This is a genomic window from Actinophytocola sp., from assembly GCF_035634895.1.
Classification (GTDB): domain Bacteria; phylum Actinomycetota; class Actinomycetes; order Mycobacteriales; family Pseudonocardiaceae; genus Actinophytocola.
Map to the genome: position 1 here is coordinate 54,265 of NZ_DASQCC010000008.1, position 7,778 is coordinate 62,042.

The 7,778-nt window shown below is 71.1% G+C and carries 7 protein-coding genes and 1 pseudogene; 6 read left to right on the forward strand and 2 right to left on the reverse strand.

Annotated features, from left to right (window positions below):
* Positions 1 to 293 precede the first annotated feature (293 nt).
* Complete coding sequence (locus VET29_RS01805) at positions 294 to 1,019, reverse strand: class I SAM-dependent methyltransferase (protein WP_324913651.1); 726 nt, start codon at positions 1,017 to 1,019, stop codon at positions 294 to 296.
* Between the two features lie 200 nt (positions 1,020 to 1,219).
* Here VET29_RS01805 and VET29_RS01810 point away from each other — a divergent pair, with 200 nt between their 5' ends.
* The 3 genes from VET29_RS01810 to VET29_RS01820 all read left to right on the forward strand — a co-directional run bounded on the left by VET29_RS01810 (position 1,220) and on the right by VET29_RS01820 (position 3,601).
* Positions 1,220 to 1,687: a hypothetical protein gene (locus VET29_RS01810; RefSeq protein ID WP_324913653.1), complete on the forward strand. Its 468-nt coding sequence runs from the start codon at positions 1,220 to 1,222 to the stop codon at positions 1,685 to 1,687.
* A gap of 193 nt (positions 1,688 to 1,880) precedes the next feature.
* Positions 1,881 to 2,411, forward strand: a complete 531-nt coding sequence (locus tag VET29_RS01815; protein WP_324913656.1) for a sigma-70 family RNA polymerase sigma factor — start codon at positions 1,881 to 1,883, stop codon at positions 2,409 to 2,411.
* A complete protein-coding gene (locus tag VET29_RS01820) occupies positions 2,408 to 3,601 on the forward strand; it encodes a hypothetical protein (RefSeq protein WP_324913658.1) in 1,194 nt (397 codons plus the stop codon). The genes VET29_RS01815 and VET29_RS01820 overlap by 4 nt, the downstream gene beginning before the upstream one ends.
* Positions 3,602 to 3,646: 45 nt before the next feature.
* Here VET29_RS01820 and VET29_RS01825 read toward each other — a convergent pair whose 3' ends face one another.
* Positions 3,647 to 4,129 (reverse strand): helix-turn-helix transcriptional regulator, encoded by a 483-nt coding sequence (locus tag VET29_RS01825; RefSeq protein ID WP_324913661.1) that lies wholly within the window; start codon positions 4,127 to 4,129, stop codon positions 3,647 to 3,649.
* Positions 4,130 to 4,237: 108 nt separating this feature from the next.
* Here VET29_RS01825 and VET29_RS01830 point away from each other — a divergent pair, with 108 nt between their 5' ends.
* The 3 genes and pseudogenes from VET29_RS01830 to VET29_RS01840 all read left to right on the forward strand — a co-directional run.
* A complete protein-coding gene (locus VET29_RS01830) occupies positions 4,238 to 5,761 on the forward strand; it encodes an SdrD B-like domain-containing protein (RefSeq protein WP_324913663.1) in 1,524 nt (507 codons plus the stop codon).
* Positions 5,758 to 7,269 carry an LPXTG cell wall anchor domain-containing protein gene (locus VET29_RS01835; RefSeq protein ID WP_324913665.1) on the forward strand — a complete coding sequence of 504 codons (1,512 nt, stop codon included), beginning with the start codon at positions 5,758 to 5,760 and terminating at the stop codon, positions 7,267 to 7,269. Before VET29_RS01830 ends, VET29_RS01835 begins: the two co-directional genes overlap by 4 nt.
* Positions 7,266 to 7,778: pseudogene (locus VET29_RS01840) on the forward strand (hypothetical protein); the annotation flags it as partial. The gene VET29_RS01835 and the pseudogene VET29_RS01840, both read left to right, overlap by 4 nt.

Genomic DNA, 7,778 nt, shown 5'->3' on the forward strand with positions numbered 1-7,778 from the left:
CGCTACCAGCGGATGCCGACAGTTCTGGGCTGTGTGGTGGGTTGTCCACAGCCCTGATTGAGCGAACTCCGTGCGAATGGGACTCTCGTGGGGGCAGGCGAGGTGCGCTGACGCCCCGCTATCAGCGAGTGCCGGCAGCTCTGGGTCGCGCGGCGGGTTGTCCACAGCCCCCGATCGAGCGAACCGTGCACGAATGGGACTTTCGTACGTCCAGGGGGTCCCCCGGTTTCAACGCTACCGGGGAGGGGTGACATTTCTGGTGGCCCCGCAGGTCGTGTGGGGTCACCGGGGTCTCACGGCTTGCGGTAGGTCGAGATGTGGAGCTCGGACTTCGCGGTGAACGGGGACTGCTTCCAGTCGGCCCATCGGGACTCCAGGTCGAGGCCGGCCAGTTGGGCCATCAGGTCCATCTCGAAGTGGGAGACGTCGCGGCCGGAGATCGGGAAGAACTTCGGGCCGTCCGGTTCCAGCACCAGCCACATCCCCTTGTGCTGGCCGGTCACCGGGTCGTGTTTGCCGCCCACCAGGGTCATCCGGTCCAGTTCGATGTCCGCCACCGCGAGCTTGCCTCGGTCCGGCGACGGTGGCCGGACGACCACCGTCTCCAGCACGAACCGGCCGCCGGGCCTCAGGTGTGCGGCCGCGTTGCGGAACAGCTCCACCTGCGCCTGTTGGGTGTCCAGCGCGAAGATCGAGTTGAACGCGATGTACGCCAGCGAGAACTCCCGCTCCAGCGACACCGTCGTCATGTCCGCCTCGACCACCGTGACCGCGGACGACTTCTCCCTCAGCTTCGCCAGCATCTCGGGGCTCACGTCCACGCCGACGACCTCCACGCCGCGGCGCGCCAGCGGGACCGCCAGCCTGCCCGTGCCCACCCCGAACTCCAGCACCGGACCGTCGCCGGCCAGCGTCGCCAGTGCGGCCACCGCACCCTCGTCGTCCATCAGGCCCTTGTGGAACTCGTCGTACATGTTCGCCCAGCGCGCCCCGTACAGGCGCGGATCGAAGTTCTCCATGCGCACCAAACTGTCAAAGGAGAGCGGCGCGCGCTAAGTGTTTCGGCCCAGGACGTAACCGATGCTGTCCAGCAGGAAGCGCGGGCCAGCTCGAACTGCTCGTCCAGCGACGGTCCCGCCGGCGCCGACAGCCACGACGTCAGCAGCGGATCATCGCCGTTGAGGTCGGCGGTCCAGTCCCGATCGAGTACCCGGCGGCGATGGCCGCCCTCTTCGCGGCCGGCATCGGCCCGGACGCGGTCCGCGCGCTCTACGCCAGCGACGACCTGCCCGACGACCTACGCATGTTCCTCGTCGGCTGCCTGCGGGAGCGGGAGGAGAGACGCCACCGGATCGCCTGCCGCCAGCTCGCCGTCCGCACACTGCTCGCCCTGGCCGGCGCCGTCGAACGGACCGTCTACTGGCACCTCGCCCCGGAGGTGCCCGGCGAGATCGATCCCCACCAGCTCATGGGTGTGATGTTCGGCAAGCTCAACCTGCTCGCCTACGAGGGCCGCGAGCTGACCCGGCGCAACCCGGCCGCCGACGCGTTCGCGGTTCTGGCAGGTCACCCGCGGGAAGCCGCGACAGTCACCCAGCTTGACGATCATCGTGTCCGCATCGACGACCGGATCATCGTGCATTGGACGGACGATGTGGACGAGATACCGTTTTTCGTAACGGTTTGATCGTCGATTTCCCACCGAGCGGCCTGGTAACCTCGCACAGCTTCACGCGCTCGCGTAGGGGGACAGGATTCTCGTGCACCACGGCGACCCGGCGCCCAGAACGCACAAAAATCGGGTGTGAGATTTCGTGAGCTCACGCGTTCTACCTGATGACACGGCGGAACCGGACTCGGAGCGCGGGCAGGACACCGACATGACGGCGACTGACCTCACGGAGGCTCCCGCGCCGCCGTTCGAGCAGGTGTACCGCGACCACGCCGCCCGCGTCTTCCGGTACTGCCTGTCGCAGGTGAGCAACCGCGGCGACGCGGAGGACCTCGCGGCGGACGTGTTCGCCGCCGCGTTCCACGCGTTCGGCACGGTCGAGCTGATGCCGGGGACAGAGCTGGCCTGGCTGCTGCGGATCGCGCGCAACGCGGTGATCGACCACCGGCGCAAGCACTCGCGCCGGTCGGCGCTGCTGGCGAGGTTCTTCGGCGGTGAGACCGAGGCGGATCCGAAGGCGAACGTGGAAGGTGAGGTCGTGTTGCGGGACGAGGTGCGCCGCGCGCTCGCCGCGATGACGCACCTCGCGGAGAAGGACCGCACGGTCATCGGCCTGCGGATCGCGGCCGGCCTGCCGTACGCGGAGGTCGCCGCCGTCCTGGGAGTGTCCGAGCACGCGGCGACGATGGCGTGCAAGCGGGCACTGGCCAGGCTGCAGCGGCACATGGGGGCGCCGTGATGGGCCGCATCGACGAGAACGAGCTACGTGCCCTCTTCGAGGAGATCGAGGCGCCGCCCCGCCTCGACCGCTGGCGCGACCGCATCGCGGACGTGCACGCCGAGGCCTACGTCCGGGAGCACGACGACGAGCCGGAACCCGCGGAGGACGACGACAGCGAGCACCTCGCGGAGGAGGCCGGCGCGGACATCGTCGCGCTGCCCATCGTCGATGAGCTGCGGCCGAGACGCCAGCGCGGGCGGTCGATGGCGGTCGCCGCCGCGGCCGCGGCGGTCGTCGGGCTCGGCGGTGTCGTGGTCACGACCACGCTGCTCACCGACGCGCCGCCCGCCGACCCCACGATGATCATCGACGGCCCGGACAAGACGGTCAGCTCGTCGCCGTCCCGCAACGAGCCCACCAACGTCTCCAAGCCGCCGTCCACCCAGCAGCCCAGCTCGGGGGCGGAACGGCCGAACCCCGGTACCACCCAACGCAACCAGCCGGGCGGCACCGGCACCATGGTCGACAACTCCGGGGGCGGCGGGCCCGAACCCGGCTGGCCGTCGATGGTCGGCGACCCGAACTCGACCAACACCGGTGTGCCGCTCGGCGCGACCCTCGGCGACCACTACGGCGACCTGCGGATCGCCACCGCCGGCCAGGTCGTGTCGGACCTCCGCGTGACCGGCACGGTGATCGTCGACGCGCCGAACGTCACGCTCAAGCGGGTGCTCGTCGTCGCGCCCTACGGGGCGACGGCCGTGCGCCAGAACGCGGGCGGCCTGACGGTCGTGGACTCGGAGCTGTCCGGCGGCACCTCGCTCACGCAGGCCGCGAACGGCCTCACGATCCGCCGCAGCCGGCTGCAGTCCGGCGTGACGATCACCGGCGGAGCGCAGCTGTACAACTGCTACCTCGACAACGCCGACGTGCTCGTCACGCCCGGTTCCTCCTCGGTTCTGTTGCGGCACAACACGATTGGCCGCGTGACCATGAACGACCTCGACGCCCCCATCCGCGGCGTCACCGTCGACGACAACCTGCTCAACGAGGTCGACGCGCCGACACAGGCCGGCTCGGCCGGCATTCACGTGCTGAACAACCGATTCCGCGGCAGCGCGCCCAGCACCGGCTGGAAGTCCGGCGCCTCGGACTACCAGTGGTCGAACAACACCTATGCGGACAGCGGTGCGCCTGCCTACCCATGACCCCCGTCGGGTACTGCCCCGGGCCGGCGCACCGCCAGTCCGGGGTCAGACGGCGACGGACACCTCCCTTGCCACGCCTCCGTCGTCAGGGCTGCCGCCGAGCGCTGCCAGCAGCCGGTGCAGCACCTCCTCCGGGTCGGCGGTCGCCGCCAGGCCACGCAGGTCCACAGGCCGCCACCCCTCGCGTCCGGCCTGTGCCACCAGCTGGCGGAGGTTGTCCGCCACCGTGACCTGTACCCCTCGATGCGACGCCGCCTCCGTTATCGGAGTCGGTGTGCCGAGCCGAGCCGCCTGCTCGAACTCGGTCCGGGCGCGACCGCCCAGCCCCAGAGCGTCCGCGAGCAGCCGCACCGAGTCCCGGCGCGGCCGGCTCACCCGACCGCTCTCCAGGTTCTGGATGCTGCGGGGCGAAAGCCCCGACCGCTCCGCGAGTCCCTCCTGCGTCAGGTTCGCCGCGTGCCGCCAACTCTGCACCAGCGCGGCGAACTGTCCCTCCGTACCGACTCTGGCTGACTCGTCCCCACTCATCGCGCCCCTCCATGCCACCGAGACCCACCCTGCATCCCGGAAAACGCGTGAGTCCGGGAAACCTCACACATCCGATAGGTACAGACTTTGACGAGACTTCTTGTTGCTGTGGCGCTGCTCACAATGCTGTCCGCGGTCCCCGCCGCGGCCGAGCCTGCGGGCGCCGACCTCGCCGTGACCGTGGCGTTCGACAAGCCCGCATACCTTGCGTACGAACGGATGACGGCCACGGTCACGGTCGTCAACAACGGCACCGCGCCCGCGACCGGCGTGACGCTGTCGCACGAGAGCAACGGCCCGTTCGACCCGAAGGAGTGGTTCGGCCTCGACCCGTCCGGGCCGGGGGTGACCATCGAGCCGGGGCAGCAGGTGGCCGCGAGCGCCACCATCGAGATGCAGGACGTCGTCGACGTGCTGCGGCTGGCCGTCGAGGTCCACACGCCCACGCAGGAGACCGACACGACGAACAACGCGGCGACCGCCGAGGCCCCGGTCACCGTGCGCAGGACCGACCTGAACGGCACGCTCTACCGGGACATCGACGGCGACAAGCAGTTCGACCCCGGCGAGGCGCTGGGCGGCGTCCTCCTCGAGGGCGTCGGCGGCCGGCCGCTCGGTCACGTCTCGGTCCGCACGGACGGCGCCGGCCGGTTCACCGCGCCGAACGTGGCGGAGGGCACGTACGTGCTCACCCCCAACCTGCCCGCCGGCTGGTGGCACGACGAGACCTCGACGGTCGAGGTGCGCGTCGGCGGGCCCGAGCCGTTCATCCGCGCCGTGCGGGACTCCTCGGCGCTGCGTAGCTCGATCACCTTCGACAGGGCGGCCTACGCGGTCGGCGACACGATCCGGGAGACGGTCACGCTGACCAACACCGGCAGTGCCGACCTCGCGGGCGTCACCGCCCGGTGCAACGAGGGCGCGGCGCCCAACGAGCTGTCCGGGCTCGGTTGGGGTGACCTCGTGCACGACCTGGCGCCGGGTGTGACCGTGCGCGCCGGCGAGACCAGGACGTTCCAGTTCACCGACGTGGTGCCCGACGGCGGCAGGCTGTACGGGTTCATCTCGATCACCTGCTGGTTCGGCACGGCCTTCCGGTACGACGACGGCCCCAAGATCGTCGCGCGGGCCGACGTGCCGGGCGGGCGGGGCTCCTCCGGCGGCGTGCTGTTCTTCGACCGGAACGACAACGGCGGGCCCGACGCGGGCGAAACCGTGTCCGGCGTCAAGGTCTTCCTCGTCGACCGCGCCGGCAAGGTCGCCGCCAGGGACGTCAGCGACGCCGACGGCACGTTCATGTTCCGCGACGTGCCCGCCAACCGCTACTTCATGCGGTTGGCCGGGCCGTGGCAGCTGGTGTACGAGGGGCTCGAGGTCACCGTGTTCGACGGGGACGTCACGAAGGGCATCGGGTACGCCGTGTCGCCCGGCCCGAACCAGCCCGACCTCGACGCGCCGCCACTGTCCATAGTGGACGTAAAGCCCGTACCGACCCCGCAGGCCTCGCCGCCCCGGCCAGCCGGCCTCGCGGACACCGGCGCGGACGTGGTCGAGTTGACCGTGTTCGGCATCCTGCTCCTGCTCGCGGGTGGTGGCCTGCTGCTCGTCCGCCGCTCCCGGGAGGTCCCATGAGCCGTGTCCTCGCCGCCCTCCTCGCGGCCCTGCTGACCATCGCGTGGGCAGCGCCGGCGAGCGCCGACGTGCGGTACGTCGACCTGTGCCTGATCGCGACGATCGACCAGCCCGCCTACCTGGCGGGCGAGGAGATGACCGCGCACGTCACGATCATCAACTCCGGCACGATCGCCGCGACCGGCGTGGTGCTGCACGTCCGCGGCGACATGGCGTTCGACTGGGGCGACCTGGCCGACACGGGACCCGGCATCGAGCTGCCGCCCGGCGGGCAGGTGGACCGCACCGTCCACGCGCCGATCGACGACCCCGGCGACGGCGTGGCCGAGCGGCTCCTGGTCGGCTCCGACCAGGTGGACAGCGACCTGACCAGCAACGAGGTGACGCTCTCGGCGTTCGTCACCGAGAAGCAGGCCGACCTCGACGTCACGGTGTTCCTCGACGCGGACCGGGACGGCGTGGTCGACCCGGGCGAGGTGCGCAAGGGCGTGGCGGTCGAGCTTTCCGGCGGTCTCAGCCACGATCGTCACACGACCCGCACGGACGAGACGGGCGTCGCGCACTTCCCCGGGATCAGCGGGGGCCCGTACCAGCAGCACGTGAACCTGCCGGTCGGCTGGTACAGCGACATCGGCGAGGTCATCAAGGTCCGCGGCGGCGCCAACAAGGTGCTGATCCAGGCGACCCACAACGACTTCACCGGACTGCGGGCGGCCGTCTCGCTCGACAAGGCCACCTACGCGCCGGGCGAGCCGGTGCACGAGCGGGTCACGCTCACGAACACCGGCCACACCGACATCGTCGGCATCGTCGCCCACTGCGGCGGCTACGGGCGGGAGAACGTGCTGTACAGCGTGGGCTGGGGGGAGCTGGCGCCGGATGACAAGGGCGGCGCGGTCGTGCGGGCCGGCGAGACCAGGACCTGGGAGTTCGACGACGTCGTGCCGCCACAGGCCTGGGACTACGGCTACGTGCTCCTGCAGTGCGACTTCTCCCCGGCCGGCGCGCACGACGGTCCGCTCGCGGAGGCACGGGGCACCGTGCCCGGCGGGGAGGGCACGGTCTCCGGGCGGCTCGTCGACACCGCGGGCACGCCGCTGGGCGGCATCACGCTGTTGATGCTCGACATGGTGAACGGGCGGGTCGTCGCGCGGGCCGAGAGCGCGGCGGACGGCCGGTTCCAGTTCCCTGAGCTGCCTGCGGACGGGTACGAGCTGCGGCCGGTCGGCCCGTGGCGGCTGGGCGCGGCGGTGTTCGAGGTACAGGTCATGGCGGGGACGGACCACCCGTTCGACCCGCTGGTCCTGCAACCGGGCCCGGTACAGGACGATCCCGAGAAGAAGCCGGAACCGGCGGTGCGGGCCGTGACGGTACCGGCCCCGCGGGCGACGGTCGTGCGGCCGACCGCGCTGGCCGACACGGGCGCGGATGTGGCCGAGCTGGCCGCGCTTGGCGCACTGCTGGTGGCGCTGGGCCTGCTGCTCGTGCGGCGGAGGTCGTACTCATGAGGCGCCTGGCGGCGTTGGTGTGCGCGTTGCTGGTCATGGGTCTGGCCGCGCCGGTGGCCGCCGCCGAGGAGATGGTCGACCTGGGCCTGATCGCGACGCTCGACAAGAACGCGTACCTGCCGGGCGACGTGGTGACGATGCGTGTCCTGGTCATGAACAACGGTCCGGGCACCGCGACCGGGGTCGTGGTGCACACGTCGGGCGACCTGGCGTTCACGGGATGGGGCAAGCTGGCCGACACCGGCATCACGCTGGCACCGGGTGAGCAGGTGCCGATCACCGTCACGGCGCCGGCCAACGACGACGGCACCGGGATGACCGAGCGGCTCGAGGTCGTGTCGGCCGAGCCGGACGCCGACCCGACCAGCAACCAGGTCACCGTGAACGCGTTCGTCACGGTGCAGGAGGCCGACCTGGCACTGACCGTGTACACCGACGCGGACCGCGACGGCGTGGTCGATCCAAGGGAGACCAAGGTCGGCGTGCTGGTCACGGTGGGCGGCGGTCTG

What these genes read in the sequence shown, in the direction of transcription:
- VET29_RS01805 (WP_324913651.1), bottom strand. Translation starts at nt 1,019, where the DNA reads ATGGAGAACTTCGATCCGCGCCTGTACGGGGCGCGCTGGGCGAACATG.
- VET29_RS01810 (WP_324913653.1), top strand. Translation starts at nt 1,220, where the DNA reads ATGGCCGCCCTCTTCGCGGCCGGCATCGGCCCGGACGCGGTCCGCGCG.
- VET29_RS01815 (WP_324913656.1), top strand. Translation starts at nt 1,881, where the DNA reads ATGACGGCGACTGACCTCACGGAGGCTCCCGCGCCGCCGTTCGAGCAG.
- VET29_RS01825 (WP_324913661.1), bottom strand. Translation starts at nt 4,129, where the DNA reads ATGAGTGGGGACGAGTCAGCCAGAGTCGGTACGGAGGGACAGTTCGCC.
- VET29_RS01835 (WP_324913665.1), top strand. Translation starts at nt 5,758, where the DNA reads ATGAGCCGTGTCCTCGCCGCCCTCCTCGCGGCCCTGCTGACCATCGCG.